The 26,107-nt window shown below is 60.9% G+C and carries 29 protein-coding genes; 9 read left to right on the forward strand and 20 right to left on the reverse strand.

Features of this window, described 5'->3' with window-relative positions:
- Positions 1 to 35 precede the first annotated feature (35 nt).
- The gene (locus CWC48_RS09420; RefSeq protein ID WP_100492508.1) at positions 36 to 1,196 is read left to right on the forward strand and encodes an AAA family ATPase; all 1,161 of its coding nucleotides are present in this window, start codon (positions 36 to 38) and stop codon (positions 1,194 to 1,196) included.
- Positions 1,197 to 1,330: 134 nt separating this feature from the next.
- Here CWC48_RS09420 and CWC48_RS09425 read toward each other — a convergent pair whose 3' ends face one another.
- From CWC48_RS09425 to CWC48_RS09475, 11 genes are all read right to left on the reverse strand, one after another.
- Positions 1,331 to 2,179 (reverse strand): transporter substrate-binding domain-containing protein, encoded by an 849-nt coding sequence (locus tag CWC48_RS09425; protein WP_099491447.1) that lies wholly within the window; start codon positions 2,177 to 2,179, stop codon positions 1,331 to 1,333.
- A complete protein-coding gene (locus CWC48_RS09430; protein WP_100491753.1) occupies positions 2,176 to 2,952 on the reverse strand; it encodes an amino acid ABC transporter ATP-binding protein in 777 nt (258 codons plus the stop codon). Before CWC48_RS09430 ends, CWC48_RS09425 begins: the two co-directional genes overlap by 4 nt.
- Positions 2,949 to 3,608: an amino acid ABC transporter permease gene (locus tag CWC48_RS09435; protein ID WP_016975004.1), complete on the reverse strand. Its 660-nt coding sequence runs from the start codon at positions 3,606 to 3,608 to the stop codon at positions 2,949 to 2,951. Before CWC48_RS09435 ends, CWC48_RS09430 begins: the two co-directional genes overlap by 4 nt.
- A complete protein-coding gene (locus CWC48_RS09440; protein ID WP_078046355.1) occupies positions 3,589 to 4,254 on the reverse strand; it encodes an amino acid ABC transporter permease in 666 nt (221 codons plus the stop codon). The genes CWC48_RS09435 and CWC48_RS09440 overlap by 20 nt, the downstream gene beginning before the upstream one ends.
- Positions 4,255 to 4,747: 493 nt before the next feature.
- Positions 4,748 to 5,530, reverse strand: a complete 783-nt coding sequence (locus CWC48_RS09445) for a MetQ/NlpA family ABC transporter substrate-binding protein (RefSeq protein WP_028615272.1) — start codon at positions 5,528 to 5,530, stop codon at positions 4,748 to 4,750.
- Positions 5,531 to 5,657: 127 nt separating this feature from the next.
- A complete protein-coding gene (locus CWC48_RS09450) occupies positions 5,658 to 6,584 on the reverse strand; it encodes a sigma 54-interacting transcriptional regulator (RefSeq protein ID WP_078046354.1) in 927 nt (308 codons plus the stop codon).
- A 50-nt stretch (positions 6,585 to 6,634) separates the two neighbouring features.
- Positions 6,635 to 7,216 (reverse strand): alpha/beta hydrolase, encoded by a 582-nt coding sequence (locus tag CWC48_RS09455; RefSeq protein ID WP_078046353.1) that lies wholly within the window; start codon positions 7,214 to 7,216, stop codon positions 6,635 to 6,637.
- Positions 7,217 to 7,389: 173 nt separating this feature from the next.
- Positions 7,390 to 7,791 (reverse strand): biopolymer transporter ExbD, encoded by a 402-nt coding sequence (locus CWC48_RS09460; protein ID WP_010565408.1) that lies wholly within the window; start codon positions 7,789 to 7,791, stop codon positions 7,390 to 7,392.
- Between the two features lies 1 nt (position 7,792).
- On the reverse strand, positions 7,793 to 8,515 hold the full coding sequence (locus CWC48_RS09465) for a MotA/TolQ/ExbB proton channel family protein (protein ID WP_099491561.1): 723 nt from the start codon (positions 8,513 to 8,515) through the stop codon (positions 7,793 to 7,795).
- 51 nt (positions 8,516 to 8,566) lie between these two features.
- Positions 8,567 to 9,382: an energy transducer TonB gene (locus tag CWC48_RS09470; protein WP_100491754.1), complete on the reverse strand. Its 816-nt coding sequence runs from the start codon at positions 9,380 to 9,382 to the stop codon at positions 8,567 to 8,569.
- Positions 9,383 to 9,622: 240 nt separating this feature from the next.
- Positions 9,623 to 10,474, reverse strand: a complete 852-nt coding sequence (locus CWC48_RS09475; protein WP_078046351.1) for a LysR family transcriptional regulator — start codon at positions 10,472 to 10,474, stop codon at positions 9,623 to 9,625.
- 106 nt (positions 10,475 to 10,580) lie between these two features.
- Between CWC48_RS09475 and CWC48_RS09480 the strand changes: the two genes are divergently transcribed.
- The 3 genes from CWC48_RS09480 to CWC48_RS09490 all read left to right on the forward strand — a co-directional run bounded on the left by CWC48_RS09480 (position 10,581) and on the right by CWC48_RS09490 (position 13,231).
- Positions 10,581 to 11,042 carry a nucleoside deaminase gene (locus tag CWC48_RS09480; RefSeq protein ID WP_078046350.1) on the forward strand — a complete coding sequence of 154 codons (462 nt, stop codon included), beginning with the start codon at positions 10,581 to 10,583 and terminating at the stop codon, positions 11,040 to 11,042.
- Entirely contained in the window at positions 11,029 to 12,198 is a 1,170-nt protein-coding gene (locus tag CWC48_RS09485) for a CynX/NimT family MFS transporter (protein WP_078046349.1), read from the forward strand. The genes CWC48_RS09480 and CWC48_RS09485 overlap by 14 nt, the downstream gene beginning before the upstream one ends.
- A 97-nt stretch (positions 12,199 to 12,295) precedes the next feature.
- Entirely contained in the window at positions 12,296 to 13,231 is a 936-nt protein-coding gene (locus CWC48_RS09490) for a LysR family transcriptional regulator (RefSeq protein ID WP_100491755.1), read from the forward strand.
- Here the strand turns inward: CWC48_RS09490 and CWC48_RS09495 are convergent.
- A complete protein-coding gene (locus CWC48_RS09495; RefSeq protein ID WP_100491756.1) occupies positions 13,122 to 14,216 on the reverse strand; it encodes a fatty acid desaturase in 1,095 nt (364 codons plus the stop codon). The genes CWC48_RS09490 and CWC48_RS09495 overlap by 110 nt on opposite strands.
- Positions 14,217 to 14,317: 101 nt before the next feature.
- Here CWC48_RS09495 and CWC48_RS09500 point away from each other — a divergent pair, with 101 nt between their 5' ends.
- Positions 14,318 to 15,322 (forward strand): AraC family transcriptional regulator, encoded by a 1,005-nt coding sequence (locus CWC48_RS09500; protein WP_100491757.1) that lies wholly within the window; start codon positions 14,318 to 14,320, stop codon positions 15,320 to 15,322.
- A 128-nt stretch (positions 15,323 to 15,450) separates the two neighbouring features.
- On the opposite strand, the gene CWC48_RS09505 is transcribed toward CWC48_RS09500, so the two are convergent.
- Entirely contained in the window at positions 15,451 to 15,816 is a 366-nt protein-coding gene (locus CWC48_RS09505) for a response regulator (RefSeq protein ID WP_058424844.1), read from the reverse strand.
- A gap of 98 nt (positions 15,817 to 15,914) precedes the next feature.
- On the opposite strand from CWC48_RS09505, the gene CWC48_RS09510 reads away from it, so the two are divergent.
- Together CWC48_RS09510 and uraH are read left to right on the forward strand one after the other, a co-directional pair.
- Positions 15,915 to 16,388, forward strand: coding sequence for a heme-binding protein (locus CWC48_RS09510; protein ID WP_058424845.1), 474 nt, complete (start codon positions 15,915 to 15,917; stop codon positions 16,386 to 16,388).
- 10 nt (positions 16,389 to 16,398) lie between these two features.
- Positions 16,399 to 16,809 (forward strand): hydroxyisourate hydrolase, encoded by a 411-nt coding sequence (gene uraH, locus CWC48_RS09515; protein WP_058424846.1) that lies wholly within the window; start codon positions 16,399 to 16,401, stop codon positions 16,807 to 16,809.
- On the opposite strand, the gene CWC48_RS09520 is transcribed toward uraH, so the two are convergent.
- Positions 16,806 to 17,495, reverse strand: a complete 690-nt coding sequence (locus CWC48_RS09520; RefSeq protein WP_071489768.1) for a Crp/Fnr family transcriptional regulator — start codon at positions 17,493 to 17,495, stop codon at positions 16,806 to 16,808. The two genes, uraH and CWC48_RS09520, sit on opposite strands and share 4 nt — an antisense overlap.
- 83 nt (positions 17,496 to 17,578) lie before the next feature.
- Between CWC48_RS09520 and CWC48_RS09525 the strand changes: the two genes are divergently transcribed.
- Positions 17,579 to 18,103 carry a DUF962 domain-containing protein gene (locus CWC48_RS09525; RefSeq protein ID WP_078046345.1) on the forward strand — a complete coding sequence of 175 codons (525 nt, stop codon included), beginning with the start codon at positions 17,579 to 17,581 and terminating at the stop codon, positions 18,101 to 18,103.
- A gap of 132 nt (positions 18,104 to 18,235) precedes the next feature.
- On the opposite strand, the gene CWC48_RS09530 is transcribed toward CWC48_RS09525, so the two are convergent.
- The 6 genes from CWC48_RS09530 to dibA all read right to left on the reverse strand — a co-directional run bounded on the left by CWC48_RS09530 (position 18,236) and on the right by dibA (position 24,573).
- Entirely contained in the window at positions 18,236 to 19,216 is a 981-nt protein-coding gene (locus CWC48_RS09530; protein ID WP_034101869.1) for a sulfate/molybdate ABC transporter ATP-binding protein, read from the reverse strand.
- 3 nt (positions 19,217 to 19,219) lie between these two features.
- Positions 19,220 to 20,092, reverse strand: a complete 873-nt coding sequence (gene cysW, locus CWC48_RS09535; RefSeq protein WP_078046344.1) for a sulfate ABC transporter permease subunit CysW — start codon at positions 20,090 to 20,092, stop codon at positions 19,220 to 19,222.
- 13 nt (positions 20,093 to 20,105) lie between these two features.
- Positions 20,106 to 20,924, reverse strand: coding sequence for a sulfate ABC transporter permease subunit CysT (gene cysT / locus CWC48_RS09540; RefSeq protein ID WP_100491758.1), 819 nt, complete (start codon positions 20,922 to 20,924; stop codon positions 20,106 to 20,108).
- 162 nt (positions 20,925 to 21,086) lie between these two features.
- A complete protein-coding gene (locus CWC48_RS09550; protein ID WP_028615255.1) occupies positions 21,087 to 22,097 on the reverse strand; it encodes a sulfate ABC transporter substrate-binding protein in 1,011 nt (336 codons plus the stop codon).
- Positions 22,098 to 22,171: 74 nt separating this feature from the next.
- On the reverse strand, positions 22,172 to 22,354 hold the full coding sequence (oscA, locus tag CWC48_RS09555; protein ID WP_003170956.1) for a sulfur starvation response protein OscA: 183 nt from the start codon (positions 22,352 to 22,354) through the stop codon (positions 22,172 to 22,174).
- Positions 22,355 to 22,659: 305 nt separating this feature from the next.
- Positions 22,660 to 24,573 carry a phosphodiesterase DibA gene (dibA, locus tag CWC48_RS09560; RefSeq protein ID WP_100491759.1) on the reverse strand — a complete coding sequence of 638 codons (1,914 nt, stop codon included), beginning with the start codon at positions 24,571 to 24,573 and terminating at the stop codon, positions 22,660 to 22,662.
- Positions 24,574 to 24,738: 165 nt separating this feature from the next.
- Here dibA and desA point away from each other — a divergent pair, with 165 nt between their 5' ends.
- The gene (gene desA, locus CWC48_RS09565; RefSeq protein WP_078046342.1) at positions 24,739 to 25,923 is read left to right on the forward strand and encodes a delta-9 fatty acid desaturase DesA; all 1,185 of its coding nucleotides are present in this window, start codon (positions 24,739 to 24,741) and stop codon (positions 25,921 to 25,923) included.
- Positions 25,924 to 26,107 lie beyond the last annotated feature (184 nt).

The following is a 26,107-nucleotide window of genomic DNA, read 5'->3' on the forward strand; positions in this document are numbered from 1 at the left end:
CATACTCCAATGGTTCCCACGCCGACTGAATGCCCATGCTCAAGACCCTCGCGGTGGCCAATTACCGCTCGATCAATAAATTGGTAGTGCCCCTGGACCGACTCAACCTGGTCACCGGCCCCAATGGCAGCGGCAAGTCCAACTTGTACCGCGCCCTGCGCCTGCTGGCGGAAACCGCCCAGGGTGGGGTGATCAATGCGCTGGCCCGTGAGGGTGGGCTGGATTCGACCTTCTGGGCCGGGCCGGAGACCATTAGCCGGCGCATGCGCAGCGGTGAGGTGCCGGTCGAGCCCATCGTGCGTCAGGGCGTCAAACGCTTGCGCCTGGGCTTTGCCGGGGAAGATTTCAGCTACGCCATTTCCCTGGGGCTGCCGGAAAAAACGCTGTCCTATTTCTCGCTGGACCCGGAAGTGAAGAAGGAATGCATCTGGGCCGGCCCTATCTACCGCCCGGCCAGCCTGCTGGTGCAGCGTTCCGGGCCGATGGTGCGGGCGCGTGAGGGCCGCGCCTGGGATGTGCTGGCCCAGCACACGCCGAACTACCACAGCCTGTTTGATCAGGTTGGCAGCCTGCACGGTTCGCCGGAGGTGTTGCTGCTGCGCGAAAGCATCCGTGGCTGGCGCTTTTATGATCACTTTCGCAGCGATGTCGACGCGCCGGTCCGCCAACCTCAACTGGGCACACGTACGCCAGTGCTACATCACGACGGGCGCGACCTGGCGGCGGCGTTGCAGACCATTCGTGAAATCGGCGATCCCGAGGCATTGCAGCGCGCAGTCAGCGACGCTTTCCCCGGCGCACGCTTGAATATCCAACCGTTGCAGGGTGGGCGCTTTACGATTGAGTTTTATCAGGAGGGCTTGCTGCGGCCGCTGTCGGCGGCGGAGTTGTCGGACGGCACCTTGCGTTACCTGCTACTGATCGCGGCGCTGCTCACACCTCGGCCGCCGACCATGATGGTGCTGAACGAGCCAGAGACCAGTTTGCACCCGGATCTGCTACCGGCATTGGCGCGCTTGATCATCCAGGCGTCCCAGCACTGCCAGGTGTGGGTGGTGTCCCATGCCAGCCGCCTGATTGCGGCATTGCAGCAGGATGAGGGCTGCAATTCGATTGTGCTGGAAAAGGTGTTGGGGGAGACGCGGATCGTCGGGCAGGGAATATTGGATGCCCCCGCCTGGCATTGGCCGGAATAGGCGGTTGCTGTGCCGGCCTCATCGGGGGCAAGCCCCCTCCCACACTGGGTTGGGTTCACAAATTTTGATGTGTGAATACCGTCAAATGTGGGAGGGGGCTTGCCCCCGATGAGGCCAGAACAATCAATCAACAATCAGCCCTGCCACTTCCCGCCTTCAACAATCACACTCTCCGGCTTGGTGTCATCGCTCAGCTCTTTACGCACATACTGGTCGTACAGCTTGAGCAGGAATTTCTCCTCGCCCAACTTGGCCAGCTCGGCATTCACCCAGTCGCGCAGTTCGATGTTGCCCTTCTTCACCGCGGGTGCAATCGGCGCTTCATCACCCAGCTTTTCTTCCAGCACACGGTAGCCCGGGTTTTGCTTGGCCCAGCTGAACAGCACAAGGTTGTCCTGGGCATAGGCATCACCACGGCCGGCAGACAACGCCTGCAACGACTCGGAGTTTTTCTCGAACTTGAGCAGTTTCCAGTCCGGGTGGTTCTTGGTCAGCCAGATGTCAGCCGTGGTGCCGGTGGTCACGATGGTGGTCCGGCTAGCCAGGTCATCCAGGCTTTTCACCGCGCTGTCGTTGGGTACCAGGGCCTGTACCGCAACTTTCAAGTTGGGGTTGGTAAAGTCCACCGCTTCCTTGCGCTCCGGGGTCACGGTCATGTTGGCGAGGATCAAATCGACCTTGTCGCTCTGCAGGAACGGAATACGGCTGGCCGGCTCGACGGCAACGAACTCGACCTTGTTTTCATCGCCCAGCAGGTCTTTGGCGAATTGGCGACCGATGTCGGTATCGAAGCCTACGTAACGGCCAGCTTCGTTCACAAAACCAAACGGCGGTTTGTCGGTGAAGACACCGACGATCAGTTTGTCACGGGCCTTGATCTTATCGATGTAACTGACAGCGGCAGGTTTTACAGGCTCTTCGGCCTTTTTATCGCAGCCGGCCAGCAGAGCGACGGCAAACAGTGGCAGCAGTAACTTTTTCATATCAGCTCCAGTTCCTTGGTTTTCTTGGGCAGTGTTGAAACAAAGGAGAACTTCTCCAGGAACTGCTGCGCGCGTGCGGTTTGCGGGTTCGTAAAGAATGCCTCGGGGGTGTTGTGTTCGAGGATGCGACCGGCCTCCATGAACACCACGCGGTCGGCGACGGCGCGGGCGAAAGCCATTTCGTGGGTAACGATCAGCAAGGTCATGCCATCGCGGGCCAGGCCCTGGATCACTTCCAGCACTTCCTTGACCATTTCCGGGTCGAGGGCTGCGGTGACTTCGTCAAACAGCATGACCTGGGGATTCATGCACAGTGAACGGACGATGGCGATGCGTTGCTGCTGGCCACCGGATAGCTGACGCGGGAAGGCGTCGCGTTTGTCGGCAAGGCCTACACGGTCGAGCAGTTTTTCTGCCTGTTCACGGGCTTCGCGGGGGTCGCGTTTTTGTACCTTCAAGGGGCCGAGCAGGATGTTGTCGAGCACGCTCATATGCGGGAACAAGTGGTAGCTCTGGAACACCATGCCGATGTCCTGACGCACCTGGCGCCAGTCGGTGTGTTTGTCCAAAAGTTCTTTACCGGCAAACCGCAGGCTGCCGCTGTGCGCGACTTCCAGCCCATTGAGGCAACGCAGCAAGGTGCTTTTGCCGCAGCCGCTGGGGCCGAGGATCACCACCACTTCGCCACTTTGCACACTCAGGTCGATGCCCTTGAGCACCTGCTGGTCGCCAAAGAATTTGTTGAAACCCTGGAACTCGATCAATGCGCTCATGCTTGGGCCCAGCGCCGTTCCAGCACCTTGGAGGCGGCCGACAACGGGTAGCAGATAAAGAAGAAAAACAGGAACAGCACGCCGTAGATCAGCACTGACTCATAGGTGCGTTCGATGATTTGCTGGCCAACCTTGATCACATCCACCACGCCGATCAGCACCGCCAGGGAGCTGGTCTTGATGATGCGCGTGTAGACGTTGATGGTCGGCGGCGTCATGCGTTTCAGGGCTTGGGGCAGCAGCACGTAGCCGTAGAGCTGCGGGTCCGAGAGACCAATCGACAACCCCGCTTCACGTTGCCCGCGTGGCAGCGAATGCAAGGCACCGCGCACCACTTCACCCACCTCGCTGGCGCCCCACAGTGACAGCACCAGCACCGCACACCAGAAACTCGGAATGCTCAGGCCGAAGAAAATCGGCAGCCCGAAAAACAGCAGGTACAACCACACCAACACCGGGATCGCGCGGAACAGCTCCAGGTACACCCGCAGCACCGCGTTGATCAACCGGTTGTTCAACGTGCGCAGCACGCCATACAACACGCCGCCGATGGTGCTGAACGCGATGCTCAAGAACGAGATCGACAGGGTTTGCGCAGCGCCCTTGCCCAGTTGCGGCAACGACACCCACAGCAACTCAAGACCCGAACTGGCCATGCTGGAGCCTCCTTTCCAGGCGGCTGAGCAGCAGCGACAGTGGCAGGAACAGCAGCACGCAAATCAGCGTCAGCACGGCGAGCATTTCGTAGGTCTTGTAGTAGAGGGCGATGTAGCTCTTGGTGGTGTAGAGAATCTCTGGCACCGCCACGGCGGAGACGACGGTGGTCTCCTTGAGCAGGAAGATGAAGTTGGCGAACAGCGCCGGCAGGCTGAGGATGCCGGCCTGGGGCAGGATCACATGGCGCAGCAGCTGCCAGTCGGACAAGCCGATGGACTTGCCCGACTCGATCTGCGCCAGCGGCACCGCTTCCACACCCGCGCGCAGCACCTCAGTGAGGTAAGCGCCGCCAAGGAAGGTCATGGTGATGATCGCCGCCCAGAACCCGGAGATATTGAAACCCAGGGCCGGCAGCGCGAAGTACACGAAGAACAGCTGGATCAACAGCGGCGTGTTGCGCGCCAGCTCCACATAGAGCGCCACCAGGCGCGACAGGTACGGCGTGCGAAACACCAGCATCGCCGCGTTGATCAGCGCCACCAGTAACGAGGTGGCAATGGCGATCAGGCCGACTTGCAGCGTCACGCCCACGGCTTTCAGAAACGCCGGGAGCGTGCTGAGGATAAAAGCGAAATCGAAGGTCATTTCCAGTCCATGACGCCGCAAGGGTAATGCAGCGAGCGCAATCCGATCCGGCATGGGTAACGCCGGGTAGCGCGAACTTTAAAGGTATAAAAAAGAAAATTTAAATACCTAAATAGCATATTGATATCACCCAAAAAGATAACCGCCGGATTCGCGGGTTTGACGGGTGACAGCTATGGTTGGAGGGTCTGAGATTCGAGGGATCGAACCATGAAAGAAGTGAAACCGATTGATCCGCAGGAGCTGGTGAAATGGTTGGTGGCGCTGCGGCGGGCAATCAACAGTCGCGCTCTCTAAAATACACCGCCGACAAAGGTGGGAGCTGGCTTGCCTGCGATAGCGGTGGATCAGCCAGCACGCCATTAGCTGACAAACCGCCATCGCAGGCAAGCCAGCTCCCACAGTTTTAACCGCATTCCAATGCCGAGCATAAAAAAACGCCGACGCTGTAACAGCCGTCGGCGTTCAAACCTTGAAGGGGGTTTTGTCTACATCAGAACGCAGGCACTACCGCGCCGTTGTACTTTTTCTCGATGAAGGCTTTGACTTCCGGGCTGGTCAGGGCCTTGGACAGTTTCTGGATAGCGTCGCTGTCCTTGTTGTCCGGGCGAGCCACCAGGAAGTTCACGTACGGCGACTTGGCGTCTTCGATGATCAGCGCGTCTTTGGCTGGGTTCAGGCCAGCTTCCAGGGCGTAGTTGGTGTTGATCAGGTCGAGGTCCACCTGGTCCAGCACGCGTGGCAGCAAGGCCGATTCCAGCTCCTTGAATTTCAGATGCTTGGGGTTGTCCTTGATGTCTTTTGGTGTGGCCAGGGCGTTGGTCGGGTCTTTCAGGGTGATCACGCCAGCTTTCTGCAGCAGCAACAGGGCGCGGCCGCTGTTGGAGCCTTCGTTTGGAATGGCCACGGTGGCGCCATCTTTGAGCTCGGAAATGTTCTTGATCTTTTTCGAGTAACCGCCGAAGGGTTCAACGTGCACACCGACTACGGTGACCAGGTTGGTGCCCTTGCCCTTGTTGAAGTTTTCCAGGTACGGCAGGGTCTGGAAGTAGTTGGCGTCCAGGCGCTTCTCGGCCACCTGCACGTTAGGTTGTACATAGTCGGTGAAGACTTTGATTTCCAGGTCCACGCCTTCTTTGGCGAGGGTTGGCTTGACCAGTTCGAGGATCTCGGCGTGCGGGATCGGCGTGGCGGCCACCACCAGTTTCTCGTTGGCCTGGGCGAAGCTTGCAGTCAGGGCAGCCGCCAGTGCGGTAAACAACAGAACCTTTTTCATGCAGTGTCCTTATCGAAATTCCGGGGCGTCTCTGACGACCGTTTTTTATGAGGTGTGCCAGCGAAGTGCTATCGCGGCGTGGAAGGGACAATACCTAGATTTTTTATTCCCGAACAATATCTTTTATTCACGTTGATATTCCATTTTGTTCATGTAGGAATTTACGCAGAGTTTCCTGCTCGGCGGGGCTGGCACGCTGGAAAATGCGCTGCACCTGTTCCAACGGCGAACCTGCGACCGGCAGGTTCAAATGCTCGGGCAGGATCTCGTCGCCGCTGCTCACCAGCAACGCGAAGTGAATGACGTTTTCCAGCTCACGAGTATTGCCCGGCCAGCTGTGGTGTTCCAGCACACGCTGCGCGGCATCGCTGATCAGCGGCACCGGCAGGTCCAGGCGCTGACTGTAGATACCCAGGAAGTACTCGGCCAGGGACAGGATGTCACCCACGCGTTCGCGCAGTGCTGGCAAGTCCAGCCGCCCTTCGCTCAAGTAGTGAAACAAGCGCTCATGGAACTTGCCGGCTGCCACGGCCTGGGCCAGGTCGATGCTGGTGGCGGCGACCAGGCGCACATCCACTGGGCTGGGCTGATGGGCGCCGACGCGAGTGACTTCGTGGTTTTCCAGCGCGGCCAACAGCTTCACCTGGATCGGCAGCGGCAGGTCGCCAATCTCATCCAGGTACAAGGTGCCGCCATTCGCCGAACCGAACCACCCTGCCCGGCTGCTGGCCGCGCCACTGTGGGCACCGGCGGCATAACCGAATAATTCCGCATCGGCATAGGTCGGGCTGATGGCGCCGCAATTGACCGAGACAAACAGGCCTGTGCGGTCGCTGCCACGGTGGATGTGCCGCGCCAGCAACTCTTTACCACTACCGGTTTCGCCACGAATCAATACGGGCAAGGCGCGCGGCGCGAGGCTCTCGAGGTCTTCGCGCAATTGGCGCGAACGGGGATCGACAAACACCAGCGCCTTGGCGCGGATACTCAGCGGGCTTTTTTCCGCGTCGGGAAAGGTCAGCAAAGGCTGGCCGTAGGTTTCATGCAGACTCATGGCAGGCTCCCGCCCCAAATCCACTTAAGGGACGGGGCGTTGAAAAATGTTCAGGCAGTGCGCCGGGCGTGATGCTCAAGGCGACTTTGCAGGCGGTACAGGTAAGCAAATCCCTGCTCCCAGCGTTGGTGGCCAGATTTCACATTGATATGCCCGGCGCCGGACAGAATGCCGGCTTCGGCACCCCAGTTGCGCGCCAGCTCCAGGGCCCGAGGGGCGCTGACGGCACTGTCGTTGTCGGAGCTGACCACCTGGCTCGGAAACGGCAGCAGGTCGGTTGGAATGGGGGCGAAATTACGCAAGGCCGGAGCGCAGGCGGGACGTTCGACATCAGCCGGCGCCACCAGCAACGCACCGCGTACCTGACGCAAAAACCGCACCGGTGCAGTGGCCGCCCAGTGCGCGACGGTGATGCAGCCCAGGCTATGGGCGATCAGGATCACCGGCGTGCTGTCAGCCGCAATGGCCTCGGCCAGCGCGGCGACCCAGTCTTCGCGACGCGGGGTCAGCCAGTCGGCCTGCTCCACGCGGGCGCTATTGGGCAGGCTGTTCTGCCAGTGACTTTGCCAATGATCTTCTGGCGATCCTTGCCAGCCCGGCACGATCAGATAACGAATCGACTCGCTGTGCATGGGTGTGCCCTCCTGCAGCGTTTAACGTTGCTGAACAGTATAGGGACGGGTGTTATATTCGTTAAGGAATAAGAAGCTATTTATTAATAACCAAAAAAACATATGGGTTTTACGCAAAAAAAAGGCCGCACCCTGCCAAGGAGACGGCCAAAAAATTGTCGAGGCATTTGCAACTAACGTGCGGTAATCACCGACAACTTGGTGATGCCCGCGCGCTCGATAGACGCCATGGCTCGCGCCACTTCGCCGTAGTTCACGCCATCGTCAGCCTGCAGTTGCACCCGCACATCGGGGTCCTTGGCCTTGGCCGCCTGCAGGTTGAACTCCAGCAGGTCCGGCTGGATTTCGTCCTTGTTGATAAACAGCTTGCCGGCGCCGTCGATGCTCACCACCAGCGGGTCTTTCTGCTCCACCGGCGCGACCGCCTCAGTCTTGGGCAGGTTGATCGGGATCGCGTTGGTCAAAAGCGGCGCGGTGACGATAAACACCACCAGCAGCACCAGCATCACGTCCACCAGCGGCGTGACGTTGATCTCGCTCAGTACCTCATCGCTGTCTTGCGTGGAAAAGGCCATCTCAGGACGCCTCCTTCACTTTTTGCGGGTTACTGGCAGTGGTTTTGTTCAGGGTCGGGTGCAGCAGCACACGGAAGGAGTTTTTCTGCGCCAGGCTGTAGAAGTCGTGGGCAAAGTCGTCCAGGTCCGCAGCCGTCAGCTTCAGGCGACGCAGGAAATAGTTGTAGACCAGCACCGCAGGCACCGCGACGGCGATACCCACACCGGTGGCGACCAAAGCCGCGCCAATCGGGCCTGCCACGGTTTCAAGGCTGGCGGAACCGGCGGCGCTGATGCCCTTGAGGGCTTCCATGATGCCCCACACGGTGCCGAACAGGCCGATGAACGGAGAGGTGCTGCCGATACTGGCGACCACGGCCAGGCCGGTTTCCAGGGAGCGGCGCTCACGCACGATTTGCTGGCGCAGGGCGCGTTCGAGGCGGTCCTGGTGGTTGATCGCCTGGCTCAGGTCCGCCGCGTGCGGGGTTTCGCCCACCTGGATCGCGGCATAACCGGCCTGGGCCACGCGAGCAGCGGCGCCCGGCTGGGTTTCAGCCAGCTCGGCGGCCGAGTCGAGACTCGACGCCGCCCAGAACTGTTTGTGGAACTTGCGATCCTGGGCCTTGAGGCGACCGAACTGCACGCCCTTGAGCAAGGCCAGGCCCCAGGTGGCGACCGAAAAAACCACCAGCAGCCAGATCACCGCGCTTTCGATGGATTCAAGTGGAGATGCTAATGCCATGATGTCTTCCCTCTGTGCAGGTCGCGGCGTGTGCAACACACCGCAGCCGAATAGTTAGTGAATCTTGAAATCGATCGGGACGCTGACCCAGCCGTCCTGGGCCACATCGCCCTGCTTGGCCGGCACGAAGCTCCAACGCTTCACGGCGGTCAGTGCGGCGTCATCGAGTTGCTGGCGACCGCTGCTTTTCTGGACCTGGATTTCGCCCGGCTTGCCACTGGCCAGGACATGCACCCGCAACAACACCGTGCCTTCCCAACCGCGACGCTGGGCCAGTGACGGGTACTCCGGCGCCGGGTTCTTCAGGTACGCGGCGTTGGCCGAAGCAGGCGTTACCGGCGCCGGCGCAGGCGGAGCAACGGGCGCGGGGGCTGGTGGTGCCGGCGTGGGTGGCGCAGGCGGCTGCTCGACCGGCTTCGGTGCGGGCTTGGGCTCAGGCTTTGGCACGGGCTTTGGCTTGGGTTTTGGAATCGGCTTGGGCGGCGCGGGCTTGGCGGCCAACTCATCCACGACCGGCGGCGGTGGTTCGACCACAGGTGGCGGTGGCGGCGGCACAGGCGGCGGCGGTTCCACCACCGGCGGCGCCGGCTGCGAAAATTCGATGGTCATCGGTGGGATTTCCGGCGGCACAATCGGCAGCACCGGCGTCGGCTTCTGGCTCACCCAGTAAATCACCGCTCCGTGCAAGGCCAGCACCAGCAAACCGAGCAGGATCCCTTCGCGACGGCTGGAGAACCGCTTTGGGGTTTGCTGCGTTCGCAGTTGCCCCAACGGCGCGCGGTGCGGCCGGCCAAGGTCGACCAACTCACCGCTCGGTGCCTGGCGCCATTGCGCCTCGTGTGCACTGGCGGCGGTCTGGACATTGCCCATTGATTCACTCCCTACGGTTTTGAAACAAAAAAACCGACAGGCCTGCATGGGAGGCCGTCGAGGGCTGAATCATCGGGGCCAGACGCTTATCTCTTAAAGTAATCTTTAAAGTTATACATAGATCTAAATTGAATAAATGAAACGCCCTGAAATGGCAAACCCACGTCCTGCGTGGCCTGGCGCCGAGGCACCATTTTTGAATGCCTTTCAGGCATAAAAAATATTCAGTAAAGGCATGGATCAAGCAGGGCTGTTTGCGCACAAATCGAGCAATTGCCGTTGCAGGCTCTGCCCCGCCGCGCCCAAGCCAGTGCGGCCGTACAACGCTAACCGCACGCCTTGGACCTTCGGCAAACCGCTGTCCGAACCCAGCACGACATGCCCATCCTGCACGACTCGACGGGGCAACAAACTGATACCCAGCCCCGCCGCCACCGCGGAACACACACTGGCCAGGCTCGCGCTGGAGTAACCAATGCGCCAGCGCCAGCCGCCCACTTCCAGGTGTTGCAGCATTTCATTGCGATACAGGCCGCCCACCGGAAATGCCACCAACGGCAATGGGTCGCGCGCCAACGACGGCGTGCTGCGGCTGTCGACCCAGCACAACGGCTCCGGCCACGAGGCCTGGCAGTCATCGCTGTCACCCATCTGCTTGACCAACAATACGTCGAACTCACCGCTGCGGTACTGGCGCTGCAACTCGGGGCCAAGGCCGCTGGTGACTTCCAGGCGCACCCGGGGATAGGCCTGCACAAACGACGAAAGCAGCGGCATCAGGCGCTCGGCGGCAAAGTCCTCCGGCACACCGAGGCGCAGCACACCGTCGCTTTGCTGGTTGATCAACACATCGGCGGCTTCTTCATGCAGCGCGAGGATGCGCCGCGCATAGGCCAGCAGGCGCTCGCCCTCAGCGGTCGCCACCACCCGGCGCTGATCGCGGTCCAGCAACTGGCACGCTACCGTGTCTTCAAGGCGACGGATCTGCTGGCTGACGGTGGACTGGGTCAGGTGCAGGCGCTCGGCGGCGCGGGTGAAATTGCCGCAATCCACCACGGCGACAAAACTGCGCAACAACACAGGATCGAACATGACGCTCACCATTCCATTTGCCACTGGTTGGCATGGTTATATTTAATTTCAGAATACCTCGGCGGCTGCCCATACTTCACCCTCCATCCTGCCCAGAGGGGTTCCCATGACCGACGATCACCAGCACCTGCAACGCGCCATCCGACTGGCCCAGGCCAACGTCGCCCAAGGTGGCCGGCCATTTGGCGCGGTGTTGACGCACAACGGCGAAGTGCTGGTAGAAGCCGTGAACGAAATCCACCTGACCCAAGACCCCACCGCCCACGCCGAACTGCTGGCGATCCGCGCAGCAAGCCAGCAGCTCGGCGCGCGCCTGGACGGCTGTGTGATCTATGCCAGCGGCCAGCCCTGCCCCATGTGCCTGAGCGCCATGTACCTGTGCGGTGTGGAGCGAGTGGTGTTTGCCGCCAGCAATGCCATGGCCGAGCCGTTTGGCTTGTCGACGGCGGCGATCGGGCAACAAGTGGGCTTGCCGGTGAGCGAACAGCGCTTGCCGATCCAGCACCTGCCCGACGCCGCCATGACAGCCCTGTATCGCGAATGGAAAACCCTGCATGCCCCAGAATAAGTCCCTCGCTGGCTGGGGCCTGCTGGTGGTCCTGGGCTTGAACCTGCGCCCCATCCTCAGCTCCATCAGCCCGCTGCTCGGCGAGATCCGCCAGGCCACCGGCCTCAGTTTCCAGAGCAGCGCCCTGCTCACCAGTTTGCCGGTGGTGTGCATGGGCCTGGTGGCGCTGGTAGGCGTGCGCGTGGAAGCGCAACTGGGTGAGCGACGCGGCATCGCCCTGGGCCTGGTGATGATCCTGTTGGCGTGCCTGGCCCGCTGGCTGATGGGCCAGGGGTCGACATTGCTGGTGACGGCATTGCTTGGCGGTGCCGGCGTGGCGCTGATCCAGGCGTTGGTGCCGGCGATGATCAAGCGTGAATTCCATCACCGCGTGCCGGTGGCGATGGGCGTGTATTCCGCGTCGTTGATGGCCGGCGGCGGCCTGGCGGCGCTGCTCAGCCCGGTGGCGGCCAGCCACTTCCAGCAATGGCAGGCCGGGCTCGGCGTGTGGCTGTTGCCGGCGTTGGCGGCGTTGCTGCTGTGGGCCTGGTTGCCGCTGGGCGCAGCCAAAAACCTCCAGGTAGCGCCTGCCTTCCAGGGCCTGCGCAATCGCCGCGCCTGGCTGCTGGCGCTGTACTTCGGCCTGGTCAATTGCGGCTACATGAGCATGGTGGCGTGGCTGCCGGCTTACTATCAGCAACTGGGTTGGGGCGTGTTGCCCAGTGGTTCATTGCTGGCCTTCATGACGATCTTTCAGGTCATCGCCGCGCTGTTGATGCCGGTGCTGGCACAACGCGGAGTCGACCGCCGGCCATTGCTGTGGATCAGCCTGCTGGCCCAGACCATTGGCTACCTCGGCCTATTGATCGCGCCGTTGCAGTTTCCCCACCTGTGGGTGGCGCTGTGCGGCTTCGGCCTGGGCGCGTGTTTTGCCCTAAGCCTGTTATTGACCCTCGACCACCACCGCGACCCGCGCCAAGCCGGGCAACTGGCGGCGTTCGTTCAAGGCGTGGGCTTTTTGATCAATGCAATTTCGCCATGGCTGACCGGTTGGCTGCGTGAACTCACCGGCAGTTTTGTCAGCGCCTGGGTAGTGCTGACGGTAACAGCGGTGGCGATGCTGGTGGTGACCCGGGTATTCAGTCCCGCCACCTACCGCACGGCGCCGGCTCTATAGATATGCATTTAAGATCTAGATAAAACAAACATGCTTCATTGACGGAATAAGCATCGCCCTTAAAATCCCGGTTCCCCTACAGGATGCCGGGCACACCATGGACCTTCGCCAACTGCGCTACTTCATCGCGCTCAACGAGCACCGCAGTTTTGTGCGCGCCGCGGACGCCATGGGTATCACGCAGCCGGCGTTCAGCCGCAGCATCCAGGGCCTGGAGCAGGAATTTGGTTGTGTGCTGGTGGACCGTGCGAACAAAGACCTGCGTCCCACCCCCGAAGGCCAGGTAGTGCTGCAACACGCCTTGAGCCTGGTGCAAGGCGCAGCATTGCTCAGCCATGAAGTCACGCGCATGACCAAACTCGATGCCGGCGAAGTACGCTTGGGCAGCGATGCCGTGGCGTCGGTGAACCTGGTGCCCCAGGCCATGGCGCGCTTTATCTCCACCTACCCCAAGGTACGCACCGCCTTGCAGGTGGATAACTGGGAAAAACTCGGACGCAGCCTGAGCCGTGAAGAAATCGAATTCTTTATTGCCGATGTGCGTCACTTCGAGGCTGACCCGAACTTTCAGACCCAGGCCCTGACGCCTCGGCGCAGCGTGTTTTTCTGCCGCGCGGGGCACCCGCTGCTGGCCAAGGACAGCCTGTCCACCAACGACCTGTTCGGCTACCCGCTGGCGACGCCACTGATCGCACCCGGCATTCGCAAACTGCTGGCCAACCTTAGCGGGCGCATCGACTTTGCCCCCGCCATCGAGCTTGAGCAGTTTGCTGCTCTGGCCACTATCGTGCGGCAATCCGACGCCATTGGCCTGGGCGCCGAAGAAGCATTCGTCGACGCCTTTGCCCGTGGCGAACTGCAGGTGCTGCACTGGCGCAACCTGCCTCACGCCCTGGACAGCCTGAGCAACCGCTGCGGCGTGATCAGCCGCGCTGGGGTGCGCTTGTCGCCTGCGGCGAAGGCGCTGATCGAAACCCTGCAGGCGGTGGAAACCCAAGCCGATTGGCCCGCGCAAACGTCCCGAAATCATTGAAGCGCACGCCCATCTCAGCCATCACTTTGTGCGCCACCTTGGCGGTCATCTGGCGGATGTAGAACGGTTCCTTCACCACAAAATGGTGAATGCCATGGGTGCTGCCGAAGTTGAAGCAGAACGCCTGCAACGGCCACAACCACCAAGGGTTCAATACCTGGGTCTGCTGGATCACATTGCCCAGTTCCACATCGCCGTAGTAGTGCATGTTGGAGCTGACAAAGTGCAGGCAAAAGGTACGCAGCACGTTGGGGCCGATGATCACCACGGCGGCGATGTCGATCACCTGCATCATCTGCAGGGTGCCGGCTGACCACTCGATGGGCGCACCGAGCAGACTGGCAATGCCATTGGCGGCATGAAAGCCGAGGAACACGTACCACGCGCCCCAATGCAGCAGCGCCAGCGGTGCATACACCAGCAGCGAGCGCTTGAGGATCGTCAGTTTGTGCTTCCAGGTCTTGGCCCGCAGGATGCGGATAAACGCCGACATGACGTTATCGCCGACCATCAGCAACCGCGCAAAACCCCAGGGCTCGCCGTTAGTGATCGCGCGCTCCTCCATATCGGTCTCAGTGCCGGAGACCTTGTGATGGTTGAGATGCAGGTGCCGGCGCACCCACGGGTTGATCGTGCTCGGCCGCGCCAGCCACACCAGGCCCATCATCAAGTTGTGGGGCAGGCGCTGCTTGCGAAAATACATGCTGTGGATCAGGTCGTGTTCCAGCTCATGGGTCAGTGAAGCCAGGAATGCGTTAAGCAGCAGGCACACCCACCAGGCCATGTGCCCGGTGATGCAGAGCGCCGCCGAGCCCAGCATGCCGAGCAGCGCAAACGCCAGGATGCCTGCGCCCAAAGCATCCTGATGCAGCAACCAGGGGTGCTGCTGGCGCAGGCGCACGCCTTCGGCCAGCACCACTTCACGGATATGCGCCGAACGCTGTTGCGCGTTCATCTGCTGGGGACTTGCAGAAGTACCGTCCATGCTTCCATCCTCTTGTTTATTGATGCTCACATCCTGCCCCAAGCAATGCCCCAGGATGCTAGCCCCGGACGCCAACCTGTTGACCGCAAGCGCCAATCGCCATGACCGAACCCACTTCCCTTGCCAGCTGGACCCGCGCCCTGCGCAAGCAACTCGACGCCCTGGGCCTCGACAGCGCCGCGCTGTGCGTGCAAGCCGGGCTCGACCCACAGCAGATGGACGACCCGAATGCGCGATACCCGCTGTCGGCCACCACGCGCTTGTGGGAACTGGCGGTGCAGGCCAGCGGCGATCCAGCGATTGGGCTGCGGGTGTCGCGGTTCGTCAGCCCCACCACGTTTCATGCGTTGGGGTATGCGCTGGTGGCCAGTGGCAGCTTGCGGGAAGTGTTCGAGCGCATCGTGCGGTATCACCAGGTGGTCAGCGATGCCTTGAGCCTAGAGCTGAGCGGCGACGGCGAACGCTATCGGTTCCGCTTGCTGCAACTACCGGGAAACCCAGCGCCAGCGTTCGAGGCCATCGATGCGTTTGCGGCGATCTATGTGCGCACTTGTCGCAATCGCCTGGGGCGCGAATACGCGCCGCTGGCGGTGTACCTGCGAAGGCCGGAACCGGCCGATCCCAAGCCATGGCACACCGTATTTCGCGCGCCGGTGTTTTTCGGCGCTGAGGAAGACCGCCTGGAGTTCGCCGCACAGGATTTCGACAGCCACCTGGACGACGCCAACCCCGAGTTGGCCGAGCACAACGAAACCGTGCTCAAGCGCACCCTCGCTCAACTGCAACCGCTGACCTGGGAGCGCAAGGTTCGCCGGGTGATCGAAGCGCAGTTGCCGGACGGCGAGCCAAGTGCCGAGCGCGTCGCCCACGCGCTGCACCTGAGCCTGCGCAGCCTGCAACGCCATCTGGCGGATGAAGGCTGCCGGTTTGATGCGTTGCTCAATGAGTGCCGCGAGAATCTGGCCTTGCTGCACTTGCGCGATCCGCAATGCTCATTGGCCGAGATCAGTCATTTGCTCGGGTTTGCCGACACCAGCAGCTTCAACCGGGCGTTCAAGCGCTGGACGGGGATGACGCCGGGGCAGTTCAGGGATGGGTTGCGGTAGGTGGATTTGCGGTGTTCATGATGGCCCCATCGCGGGCAAGCCCGGCTCCCACGGGGGAATGCATTCCAAATGTGGGAGCTGGCTTGCCTGCGATGGCGGTGGTCCAGGTATTGAAGATGCCGGATCAATCAGCGCCCACGGTCACGCCGCAACAACTTCTTCACCCGCGCCACCAAGGCCTTGGCTTCAAACGGCTTGAGCAAGTAATCATCCTCATGCAGTTCCAACCCGCGCAGACGGTCCTCGATCCCTTCCGGGGTCGTCAAGAACAACACCGGCGTCTCGCCCTTCTTGCGAATCGCCTGCTGCAACTTCCAGGCATTCAAACCCGGCAACATGACATCCAGGATCACCAAGTCATAGTCAGTGCTTTCCACAAACCGCTGAGCGGCCATGCCATTGGCTGCGACTTCCACTGCGAAGCCGGCCTCACTCAAGCCCTGAGCCATGACTTGCGCCAATTTCGGCTGGTCTTCCACTAACAACACCTGCATGCCTACCTCTTGGTTTATTACAAACCTGTAATCGAATTGTTCGGCTTTTGACCGAGACCGCTGGCTAAGGTAGCGGCCTGCTTTCTGGAGCCGTTCCCATGTACCGCAATGCCTTGTTCTTGAGCTTCGCCATCAGCGCCAGCGTCCTGGCAGCACCACCGCTGCCGCGCCACGCCGACCTGGATTTGCACACCGCACGCCAACTGGCAGACGCCAGCCTGGCACAGTGCACGGCAGCACTTACCGTACTCGACCGGGGCGGCAATCCGTTGCTGAGCCTGCGGGCCGACGGCGTAGGTCCACACAACAGCATCGCCAGCCAACGCAAAGCGTACACGGCGTTGTCGACTAAAACCCCCACTCGGTTGTTTGCCGAGCGTGCGCGCAACAACCCCGAGGCCGCCAACCTTAACAGCTTGTCCGAATTGCTGTTGCTCGGGGGCGGCGTGCCGCTGTTCGCCGACACTGAACTGGTAGGCGCGCTTGGCATTGCCGGTGCCGGCGGTGCCGAGCAGGACGACGCGTGCGCGGTAAAGGCGGCCAATCAACTTGGCCTGACAATCACCCCTTGAGGAAACCTCGATGAAAACCCTGACTATGACCCTCGCCGCCCTCAGCCTGAGCGGCCTGAGCAGCCTGGCCCTGGCGGCCGGCAACCCGCTGAGCGTGCATGTGCTGAACCTGGAGAACGGTCTGCCGTCTGCCGGTGTCAACGTCACCCTGGAGCAACACGTAGGCGATCACTGGCAGTCGCTGTCCGAAGGTGTCACCAACCAGCAGGGGCGCATCGCCGAACTGTTCCCGGCCAACCAAGCCATGAAGCCGGGCGAGTATCGCGTGGTGTTCAAGACCGGTGACTACTACAAGAAAGCCAATCGCGAGACGTTTTTCCCGGAAGTCCCGGTAATATTCGAGGTCAAGCAGGCCGACCAGCACTACCACATCCCGCTGCTGCTGAGCCCTTACGGTTTTTCGACGTATCGCGGTTCCTAGCCAGCCCCCGCGGCCTGCCGCAAGCGCGGCAGGTCGAGCACTTCAATCGCGCCGTAACTCAGCTTGATGATCTCCTGCTGCTCTAACGCCTTGAGCAAACTGTTGGTGGTCTGGCGCGACAGGCTCAGCATCGCGGCCAGATCTTCCTGGGGCAGTTGCAGGACGCGACGGGAATGCTCTATCTCGCCGTACCCGCCGGCAATCATCAGCAGCCGGTGAGCGATACGTGTCGACGCCGGCATCAGGCTCATCTGTTCGATATTGATCAGCGACAGGCGCAACTTCTGGCTCATCAACAACGCCATGTCGCGCCAATACGCCGGGCTTTGGTCAAGAATCTCGAGCATCGCCGATTGCGGTACCTGCAACAGCGTGCACGGCCCAACCGACAAGGCGTCGTGGGTACGCGGCAAACCGTCGAACAGGCAGATCTCGCCGAACCAGTAAGGCGTTTCAACCAGGCTCAGAATAGCTTCCTTGCCCTGCGCATTGACCGCGCTGACCCGCACCGCCCCCTCCAATACCGCATACACCCCACAGGGCGGATCACCGCGCCGGAACAGGTACTGCCCCGCCGTCAGCTGACGCAGCCGAGCCGCCGCCAGCAAACTATCCTGTAGCGGTACAGGCAGGTGGCTGAACCACTGGCCGGTGGCCAATCGGGCATGCCAGGTTGCCGCAATCATGAGAACTCCAGAGATTGTCGCCCAGTTGACAGTCAGTCGCCGGCTGACGGGAGATGATCAAACATCCTACAGGAGGAATAACAATGAAAAGCCTCGTCGACCACCTCAGTCAATATGCCGCGTACCACCGCGACCCGCGCAATATCGCCAGCCACTTCGTCGGCATTCCACTGATTGTGGTGGCAGTGGCCGTGCTGTTGTCACGCCCGGAATGGGCGGTGGGTAACTTCTGGCTTTCACCCGCCGTGATTGTCGCGCTGTTTTCAGCATGGTTTTACCTACGCCTGGAACTGGCACTGGGTGTGCTTATGACGGTGCTGATGGGGCTGTCGGTATGGGCCGGGCATGTGCTGGCGGCGCAGAGCACGTTGGTGTGGCTCAGCAGCGGTGTGGGGATGTTTGTGGTGGGTTGGGTGATCCAGTTTGTCGGCCACTATTACGAAGGCAAGAAGCCGGCGTTTGTGGATGACGTGTCGGGGCTGATCGTGGGGCCGTTGTTTGTGGTGGCGGAGTTGGCGTTTCTGCTGGGGCTGCGCCATGACCTCAAGCAACAGATCGAGGAGCGTTCGGGCCCGGTGGCCGTTAGAGGAAAACGCGCCACGGTCTGAAGATTAATGAAGATCCACTGTGGGAGCCGGGCTTGCCCGCGATGACGGTGGACCAGCCAACATCATTGTCGACTGAAAGTCCGCCATCGCGGGCAAGCCCGGCTCCCACAAGGGTTTTGCGGTGTTTTAGGCTCAGGCTTTTTGCCAAACCTTGGGTTTGAAGAACAGCGTCTCGCCGCGCGCCAGGCCGGTCAGGCTGTCGTGGTCTTTCACCACTTCAGCTTCGATCAGCTCGCTCTGGCCTTCCACTTTCAACGTCACACGGGTAGTCGCGCCGAGTGGACGAATATCACGCACTTCAGCCGCGTGATGGTCTTCCAGCTCATGCCGTGACAGCGACACTTCGTGGGGACGGAACAGCACGTGTTTGTCTTCACCCAGGTGCAGGCGGTTCGAATCACCCAGGAAGTGATAAACGAAATCGCTGGCCGGATTTTCGTAGACGTCACCCGGTGAGCCGATCTGCTCGATCACACCCTTGTTCATCACCACGATACGGTCGGCGACTTCCATGGCCTCTTCCTGGTCGTGGGTCACGAACACCGAGGTCAGGTTGATGTCTTCGTGCAGGCGCGCCAGCCAGCGACGCAGCTCTTTACGCACTTTGGCGTCGAGGGCGCCGAAGGGCTCATCCAGTAGCAGCACTTTGGGCTCCACCGCCAGGGCGCGGGCCAGGGCGATACGTTGGCGCTGACCACCAGACAACTGCTCCGGGTAGCGATCCGACAACCAATCCAGCTGCACCATGTTCAACAGCTCATGCACCTTGACCGCAATCTGGCTTTCGCTCGGGCGCTGGTTCTTGGGCTTCATGCGCAGGCCGAACGCGACGTTGTCGAACACGGTCATGTGGCGGAACAACGCATAGTGCTGGAACACAAAGCCGACATTGCGATCACGCACGTCGTGGCCGGAGACGTCTTCACCGTGGAACACGATGCTGCCGTCATCCGGGGTTTCCAGGCCGGCGATGATGCGCAGCAAGGTGGTCTTGCCGCAGCCGGACGGGCCAAGCAACGCCACCAGCTCGCCACTCTGGATGTCCAGGTTGATGCTGTTCAGGGCCTTGAAGGCGTTGAAGTTCTTGCTGACATTACGGACTTCGATCGACATGACTTATTCCTCAGCCGCAGCGGCGCGCAGGCGATTAATACGGTTCTCGCTCCACTGCTTGAGCAGCAGGATGAAGAGCGCCAGGATCAGCAGCAGACTCGCCACCGCAAACGCGGCAACGTGGTTGTATTCGTTGTAGAGAATCTCGACGTGCAGCGGCAGGGTGTTGGTCACGCCGCGAATGTGGCCGGACACCACCGACACCGCGCCGAACTCACCCATGGCCCGTGCGGTACACAGCACCACGCCGTAGATCAGGCCCCATTTGATATTTGGCACGGTCACATGCCAGAACATCTGCCAGCCATTGGCACCCAGCAGGCGCGCAGCCTCTTCTTCCTGGGTGCCCTGCTCCTGCATAAGCGGGATCAGTTCGCGGGCCACGAAAGGTACAGTCACGAAGATGGTCGCCAGCACGATGCCCGGCAAGGCGAACACGATCTGGATGTCGTGATCCTGCAGCCAGGGGCCAAAGAAGCCCTGGGCGCCGAACATCAGCACATAGACCAGGCCGGCGATCACCGGCGACACCGAGAACGGCAAATCGATGAGCGTCACCAGGATGCTCTTGCCACGGAACGAGTACTTGCTCACGCACCACGCGGCGCTGACGCCGAACACCAGGTTGAGCGGCACCGAAATCACCACGGCGATCACCGTGAGTTTCAACGCCGACAGCGCATCGGGTTCGAGGATCGCGGTGAAGAACGCGCCGAGGCCGTTCTTCAGGCCCTGGGTCACCACGATAAACAGCGGCAACAGCAGGAACAGTGCGAACACCAGCCAGCCCAGGCCGATCAGGATGCGTCGAGACGCAGCACTGCCACGCCGGGCGGCGTTGGCCGAGGACGCGGCGGAAATAGACGATTGGGACATGTTCCGCGCCTCCTTATGGACGTTCGATGCGCCGCTGCAACAAGTTGATCAGCAGCAGCAGGACAAAGGAAACCACCAGCATCAGCACGCCGATGGACGTGGCGCCGCGGTAGTCGTATTGGTCGAGCTTGACCATGATCAGCAGCGGCAGGATCTCGGTTTTCATCGGCATGTTGCCGGCAATGAAAATCACCGAACCGTACTCACCGACGCCACGGGCAAACGCCAGGGCGAAGCCGGTCAGCCAGGCCGTCAGCAACGCAGGCACAAGGATGTAGCGGAACACCTGCAACGGCTTGGCACCCAGGCAGGCGGCGGCTTCTTCGACTTCCCGGGGGATATCGGCCAACACCGGCTGCACCGTGCGCACCACGAACGGCAGCGTGACGAAGGTCAGCGCCAGGGTGATACCCAGCGGGGTGTAGGCGATCTTGAAGCCCAGGTCTGCGGCGAACTGGCCGACCAGGCCGTTAGGCGTGTACAGCGCGGTCAACGCGATACCGGCAACGGCGGTGGGCAGGGCGAACGGCAGGTCGATCATCGCGTCGATGATCTTGCGACCGGGGAAGGTGTAGCGCACCAGCACCCAGGCCAGCAGCGTACCGATCACGCCGTTGATCAGCGCGGCGTACAGCGCGGTGCTGAAGCTCAGTTGCAACGCCGCCAGCACGCGCGGTGCGGAGATGATGTTCCAGAACTGATCCCAGGTGAGTTGAGCGGCGTGTACAAACATCGCCGCAAGGGGGATGAGTACGATCAGGCTGAGGTACACCACGGTGTAGCCCAGCGTCAGCCCGAAGCCGGGTATGACGGGGGAGATACGACGCGACATAAGAGTCCTTGGTTAAGGGGAAACCACTGGAGGCACACACGTCCTGTGGGAGCTGGCTTGCCTGCGATGCAAGCGTCGCGGTATGTCGGTCACACCGCGGCGATGCTATCGCAGGCAAGCCAGCTCCCACAGGGCATAGCGTGCGCCACCAGATTGTGTTGGTTACTGCGCGGTGTAAATCTGATCGAACACGCCGCCGTCGTTAAAGAACTTCGGTTGGGCAGTTTTCCAGCCGCCGAAGTCTTTGTCGATAGTCACCAGGTCCAGTTTCGGGAACTGCTGGGCATATTTGGCGGCTACTTTGGCATCGCGTGGGCGGTAGAAGTTCTTCGCCGCAATCTCCTGGCCAGCCGGGCTGTACAAGTGTTTCAGGTATTCGGTGGCGATTTCAGTGTTGCCCTTTTTCTCGGCGTTCTTGTCGACCACGGCCACTGGCGGCTCGGCGAGGATCGACAGGGAAGGCACGACGATATCGAACTTGTCGGCGCCGCCGTCTTCTTTCAGGGCCAGGAACGCTTCGTTTTCCCACGCCAGCAACACGTCACCCTGACCGTTGTTGACGAAGGTGATGGTCGAACCGCGAGCACCGGTGTCCAGCACAGGCACGTGCTTGAACAGCTCTTTCACGTATTCCTGGGCCTTGGCTTCGCTGCCACCGGTTTTCAGGCCGTAGGCCCAGGCGGCAAGGAAGTTCCAGCGGGCGCCGCCGGAGGTTTTCGGGTTCGGGGTGATCACGGACACGTCTTTCTTGATCAGGTCGCCCCAATCCTTGATGCCTTTAGGGTTGCCCTTGCGCACCAGGAACACGATGGTCGAGGTGTACGGGGTGCTGGCGTCCGGCAGGCGGGTCTGCCAGTTTTCCGGAAGGGTCTTGCCCAGCTTGGCGATTTCGTCGATATCACCGGCCAGGGCCAGGGTGACCACGTCGGCGCGCAGGCCGTCGATCACGGCACGGCCTTGTTTGCCCGAACCGCCGTGGGATTGCTGGATCTTGACGTTGTCGCCTGGGTGGGACTGTTTCCAGAAGTTGGTGAACTCAGCGTTGTAGTCCTGGTACAGCTCACGGGTAGGGTCGTACGAGACGTTGAGCAACTCGTAGTCCTTGGCAACCGCGGAACCTGCAAACACGGCGCTGGCCAGGGCGGCCAGGGCATAACGGCGAATCGACGACATAGAAGCTCCTGAAATTCTGGGGTGTTGGCTTTTTCTTATAGTTGCGGGTCTAGCATGCGAATCGCCGTTCTTGCTTAGCTCGGTTTGTTACCCGGGTTCTGCAGACGGAATTTCTCTTTGCGTTCAATCTGTACCACTTGCGCGTTATGCACAGTGATTTCCACCGCGCCAAACCGCAGATCGCGCAACGCGCTCTGGATCTCACGCAAAATGGCTGCTTCGTCCTGGCCGTCGACGCTACGTAGAGATGCGCTCATGGTCTCGCTCCTGAAATGAATAGTGCGTGCCTTGCAGTGGCGGCACTGCTTGCGGCGTGAGGGCGATAGTAGATAAGCGCGGATATTCTTAAAAATACTATTTAAGAATGTTTATATAACCAGAAAGAATTTTCTGGTGGGACGCGGGGTTGCGCGCAGGTTTGGCGCCCAAGTACGTAAATAAAGCCTTGAGAAGATCCAACTGTGGGAGCGGGCTTGCCCGCGAAAGCGGTATGTCAGCTAAAAAGTGTTAACTGATGCACCGCATTCGCGGGCAAGCCCGCTCCCACCTTATTGACTGCATTTCAGGGCTGGATTGGGGGGGCTCGGTGCCAATCAATTTCGTGGGCCGGCACCGGCCGGCCAAACCAATACCCCTGCCCCATATCGCACGCCTGATCCAACAAAAACCGCGCTTGCTCCACCTGCTCGATCCCCTCGGCATGCACCTGCATGCCCATGCTTTTCGCCAGGGCGATCACCACGCGCACAATCGCCGCGTCGTCCTCATCCCACGGCAACCCGGCGACGAAGCCTTGGTCGATTTTGAGTTTCTGCACCGGCAGGCGCTTGAGGCGCAGCAGTGACGAGTAACCGGTACCAAAATCATCGATGGCCAGGCGCAGGCCCAGTTCGCGCAGGCGATGCAGTTGTTCCAGCGCCACTTCCGGGTCATCCATTACGGCGCTTTCGGTGACTTCCAGCTCCAGGAACGCCGGATCCAGACCGGTGTCGTGCAGCACCTGGGCCACCTGCTCATACAGCTCGCGCCGGGCAAACAGGCGGCTGGACACATTGATGGCGATAAAACTCAGCGGCACGCCCTGTGCCAGCCAATCACACATCTGTCGGCAGGCCTGGTCCATCACCCAAGCATCGATATCGGCAATCAGCCCGGTGCGCTCGGCGATCGGGATAAATTCCCCCGGCGGCACCAGGCCACGCTCCGGGTGCTGCCAGCGCACCAGCGCTTCGACGCCGATAAGGCGGCTGTTGTGCAGGTCGTGCACGGGTTGGTAATAGACGCAGAGTTCCTGCTGTTCGAGGGCACGGCGCAGCTCGCCAGCGATTTCCACGCGGTTCTGTGCATGGGCGGTGAGCTCTTCGGTGTACAAGGCATAGCCTTCGCGGCCAGCACTCTTGGCCTTGAACAGCGCGGAGTCGGCGTTGCGCAGCAACTGTTCGGCGCTGAGGGCATCATTGGGGAACAGGCTGATACCAATACTGGCGCTGATAAACAGCTGATGACCGTCAAAGATAAACGGCTGTTTCATCGCATCCAGCATGCGTTGCGCCAGGCCGGCGGCTTGTGCCACCTGTGGACAACTTTCCGCCAGCACGGCGAATTCATCCCCACCCAGGCGCGCCAGGGTCACGCCTGGGCCGAACAGTGCCTTGAGCCGCTCGCCCACCAGCTTGAGCAATTGGTCTCCGACGTTATGGCCGAGGCTGTCGTTGATGATCTTGAAGTGGTCCAGGTCCAGCAACAGCAAGGCGCAGCCCCGCTTGTGGATTTGCGCCGAGGCCAGCGCCTGCTCGGCGCGGTCGGTGAACAGCAGGCGGTTGGGCAGGTCGGTCAGCGGGTCGTGATGCGCGAGGTGGGCCAGTTCGTGCTCGGAGTCCTTGATGGCACTGATGTCGGAAAACACTGCGACGTAGTGGCTGACCTTGCCCTGGTCATCGTGGATCACACGAATGGTTTGCCACTGTGGATAAATCTCGCCGCTTTTGCGCCGATTCCAGATTTCACCGCTCCATTCGCCAGTGCGCTCCAGGCTCTGGAACATCTGCTGGTAGAAATTCGACGAATGGCGACCGGACTTGAACAGGCTGGGCTGCTGGCCCATGACGTCTTCACGGCAGTAGCCGGTGATCTCCATGAAGGCCCGGTTCACGTGCACGATCAGCCCCTGCGCGTCGGTCACCAGCACGCCTTCGCGGGTGCAATCGAACACGGCGGCGGCCTGGCGCAGGCGTTCGCGGTTTTCCTTCAGCGGTTGCTGCAACTGGTTTGCACGCGCAAAACGGGCGCATAGCAGGTAAATCGCCAACGCGCTGAGGGCCACCCCCACATAGCCGCGCACCTGCAGCCAGTGGTTCAACTCACTCGGGCTATCGAGAAACTCGATCAATACGCGCTGGGTTACGCCGATCCACAGAACGGAAACCAGCAGATATACCAGCCCCGCACGCAGGGCACCTCGGTATGAAAACAGCATATGGTTAGTAATCCTTACCAAAAAACAGAATCGCCCTACAAAGGCTGCGGATTATAGAATAAGAAACATCCAGTCACTCCTATCTGAAAGCGCGGCTGGTTTTCTCTGTAGGCTTAGTGATAATGCGTGAGCTGTTCTTTTCTTTATCTGAGGGCCATACAGCCTATGTGGTACAACGGTTTTCTTGACCTGTCAGCCTGGCAACTGGTGGCGGTCACTCTGTTGATGACCCACGTGACCATCGTTGCGGTCACGGTCTATCTGCATCGTTATTCAGCCCATCGCTCCCTGGAGCTCAATGCCGGCCTGAAACACTTCTTTCGCTTCTGGCTGTGGCTGACCACGGCGCAGAACACCCGCGAGTGGACCGCCATCCACCGCAAGCACCACGCCAAGTGCGAAACCGTCGACGACCCGCACAGCCCGGTCATCAAGGGCCTGTCCACCGTGATGCGCAAAGGCGCCGAGCTGTACCGCGCCGAGGCCGAAAACCCCGAGACCCTGCGCATCTACGGCAAGAACTGCCCGGACGACTGGATCGAACGCAAGATCTACACCCCGTACCCCTTGCTGGGCGTGGCGATCATGGGCGTGATCGACCTGATGCTGTTCGGCACCATCGGCATCACCATCTGGGCGATCCAGATGATGTGGATTCCGTTCTGGGCCGCCGGCGTGATCAACGGCCTGGGGCATGCCGTGGGTTATCGCAACTTCGAATGCCGTGACGCGGCGACCAACCTGGTGCCGTGGGGCATCATCGTTGGCGGCGAAGAGCTGCATAACAACCATCACACCTACCCCAATTCCGCCAAGCTGTCGGTGAAGAAGTGGGAGTTCGACCTGGGCTGGGCCTGGATCAAGGTGTTCAGTTTCCTGCGCCTGGCCAAGGTGCAGCGCGTCGCGCCGATTGCCCACCGCGTGGAAGGCAAGGGCAGCCTGGACATGGACACCGCCATGGCGATCCTCAACAACCGCTTCCAGATCATGGCGCAGTACCGCAAGTTGGTGATCGGTCCGCTGGTCAAGCAGGAGCTGGAAAAGGTCGATCACTCGGTTCGTCACCAATTCCACCGCGCCAAGCGCCTGCTGTCGCGAGAAACCAGCCTGTTGGACGACCGCCACCACCTGCGCATCCAGAGCATGCTGGAACACAGCCAGGCCTTGAAAGTGATCTATGAAAAGCGCCTGGCGCTGCAGCAAATCTGGCTCAAGACCAGTTCAAATGGCCACGATATGCTGGCAGCCATCAAGGAATGGGTGCATGAAGCCGAGGCCAGCGGCATCCAGTCCCTGCGGGATTTTGCCCACCAACTGAAGACCTATTCGCTGCGTCCTGCGGCGGTCTGACAGTGCGGCGGGAGGGGCTTCCCTCCCGCCCACCAGCTTTTTGGCGTCATTTCTCGGACACCGGCAATCGGTCCTGTTGACGGAACTTCACTGCAATTCGCCTCTCTCAATGAACACTTCGCCATCATGGTGGCCCCTTGTAGTGACCGCTGCTAAATCCTGCGGCGCGCCCAGAGAGAGTTGT

Source organism: Pseudomonas sp. S10E 269, from assembly GCF_002798465.1.
Classification (GTDB): domain Bacteria; phylum Pseudomonadota; class Gammaproteobacteria; order Pseudomonadales; family Pseudomonadaceae; genus Aquipseudomonas; species Aquipseudomonas pergaminensis.

Bases quoted from the DNA above. Each gene is read 5' to 3' on its own strand.
- CWC48_RS09420 (WP_100492508.1), top strand. From the start codon at position 36: ATGCTCAAGACCCTCGCGGTGGCCAATTACCGCTCGATCAATAAATTG.
- CWC48_RS09425 (WP_099491447.1), bottom strand. From the start codon at position 2,179: ATGAAAAAGTTACTGCTGCCACTGTTTGCCGTCGCTCTGCTGGCCGGC.
- CWC48_RS09430 (WP_100491753.1), bottom strand. From the start codon at position 2,952: ATGAGCGCATTGATCGAGTTCCAGGGTTTCAACAAATTCTTTGGCGAC.
- CWC48_RS09435 (WP_016975004.1), bottom strand. From the start codon at position 3,608: ATGGCCAGTTCGGGTCTTGAGTTGCTGTGGGTGTCGTTGCCGCAACTG.
- CWC48_RS09440 (WP_078046355.1), bottom strand. From the start codon at position 4,254: ATGACCTTCGATTTCGCTTTTATCCTCAGCACGCTCCCGGCGTTTCTG.
- CWC48_RS09445 (WP_028615272.1), bottom strand. From the start codon at position 5,530: ATGAAAAAGGTTCTGTTGTTTACCGCACTGGCGGCTGCCCTGACTGCA.
- CWC48_RS09450 (WP_078046354.1), bottom strand. From the start codon at position 6,584: ATGAGTCTGCATGAAACCTACGGCCAGCCTTTGCTGACCTTTCCCGAC.
- CWC48_RS09455 (WP_078046353.1), bottom strand. From the start codon at position 7,216: ATGCACAGCGAGTCGATTCGTTATCTGATCGTGCCGGGCTGGCAAGGA.
- CWC48_RS09460 (WP_010565408.1), bottom strand. From the start codon at position 7,791: ATGGCCTTTTCCACGCAAGACAGCGATGAGGTACTGAGCGAGATCAAC.
- CWC48_RS09470 (WP_100491754.1), bottom strand. From the start codon at position 9,382: ATGGGCAATGTCCAGACCGCCGCCAGTGCACACGAGGCGCAATGGCGC.
- CWC48_RS09475 (WP_078046351.1), bottom strand. From the start codon at position 10,474: ATGTTCGATCCTGTGTTGTTGCGCAGTTTTGTCGCCGTGGTGGATTGC.
- CWC48_RS09480 (WP_078046350.1), top strand. From the start codon at position 10,581: ATGACCGACGATCACCAGCACCTGCAACGCGCCATCCGACTGGCCCAG.
- CWC48_RS09485 (WP_078046349.1), top strand. From the start codon at position 11,029: ATGCCCCAGAATAAGTCCCTCGCTGGCTGGGGCCTGCTGGTGGTCCTG.
- CWC48_RS09490 (WP_100491755.1), top strand. From the start codon at position 12,296: ATGGACCTTCGCCAACTGCGCTACTTCATCGCGCTCAACGAGCACCGC.
- CWC48_RS09495 (WP_100491756.1), bottom strand. From the start codon at position 14,216: ATGGACGGTACTTCTGCAAGTCCCCAGCAGATGAACGCGCAACAGCGT.
- CWC48_RS09500 (WP_100491757.1), top strand. From the start codon at position 14,318: ATGACCGAACCCACTTCCCTTGCCAGCTGGACCCGCGCCCTGCGCAAG.
- CWC48_RS09505 (WP_058424844.1), bottom strand. From the start codon at position 15,816: ATGCAGGTGTTGTTAGTGGAAGACCAGCCGAAATTGGCGCAAGTCATG.
- CWC48_RS09510 (WP_058424845.1), top strand. From the start codon at position 15,915: ATGTACCGCAATGCCTTGTTCTTGAGCTTCGCCATCAGCGCCAGCGTC.
- uraH (WP_058424846.1), top strand. From the start codon at position 16,399: ATGAAAACCCTGACTATGACCCTCGCCGCCCTCAGCCTGAGCGGCCTG.
- CWC48_RS09520 (WP_071489768.1), bottom strand. From the start codon at position 17,495: ATGATTGCGGCAACCTGGCATGCCCGATTGGCCACCGGCCAGTGGTTC.
- CWC48_RS09525 (WP_078046345.1), top strand. From the start codon at position 17,579: ATGAAAAGCCTCGTCGACCACCTCAGTCAATATGCCGCGTACCACCGC.
- CWC48_RS09530 (WP_034101869.1), bottom strand. From the start codon at position 19,216: ATGTCGATCGAAGTCCGTAATGTCAGCAAGAACTTCAACGCCTTCAAG.
- cysW (WP_078046344.1), bottom strand. From the start codon at position 20,092: ATGTCCCAATCGTCTATTTCCGCCGCGTCCTCGGCCAACGCCGCCCGG.
- cysT (WP_100491758.1), bottom strand. From the start codon at position 20,924: ATGTCGCGTCGTATCTCCCCCGTCATACCCGGCTTCGGGCTGACGCTG.
- CWC48_RS09550 (WP_028615255.1), bottom strand. From the start codon at position 22,097: ATGTCGTCGATTCGCCGTTATGCCCTGGCCGCCCTGGCCAGCGCCGTG.
- oscA (WP_003170956.1), bottom strand. From the start codon at position 22,354: ATGAGCGCATCTCTACGTAGCGTCGACGGCCAGGACGAAGCAGCCATT.
- dibA (WP_100491759.1), bottom strand. From the start codon at position 24,573: ATGCTGTTTTCATACCGAGGTGCCCTGCGTGCGGGGCTGGTATATCTG.
- desA (WP_078046342.1), top strand. From the start codon at position 24,739: ATGTGGTACAACGGTTTTCTTGACCTGTCAGCCTGGCAACTGGTGGCG.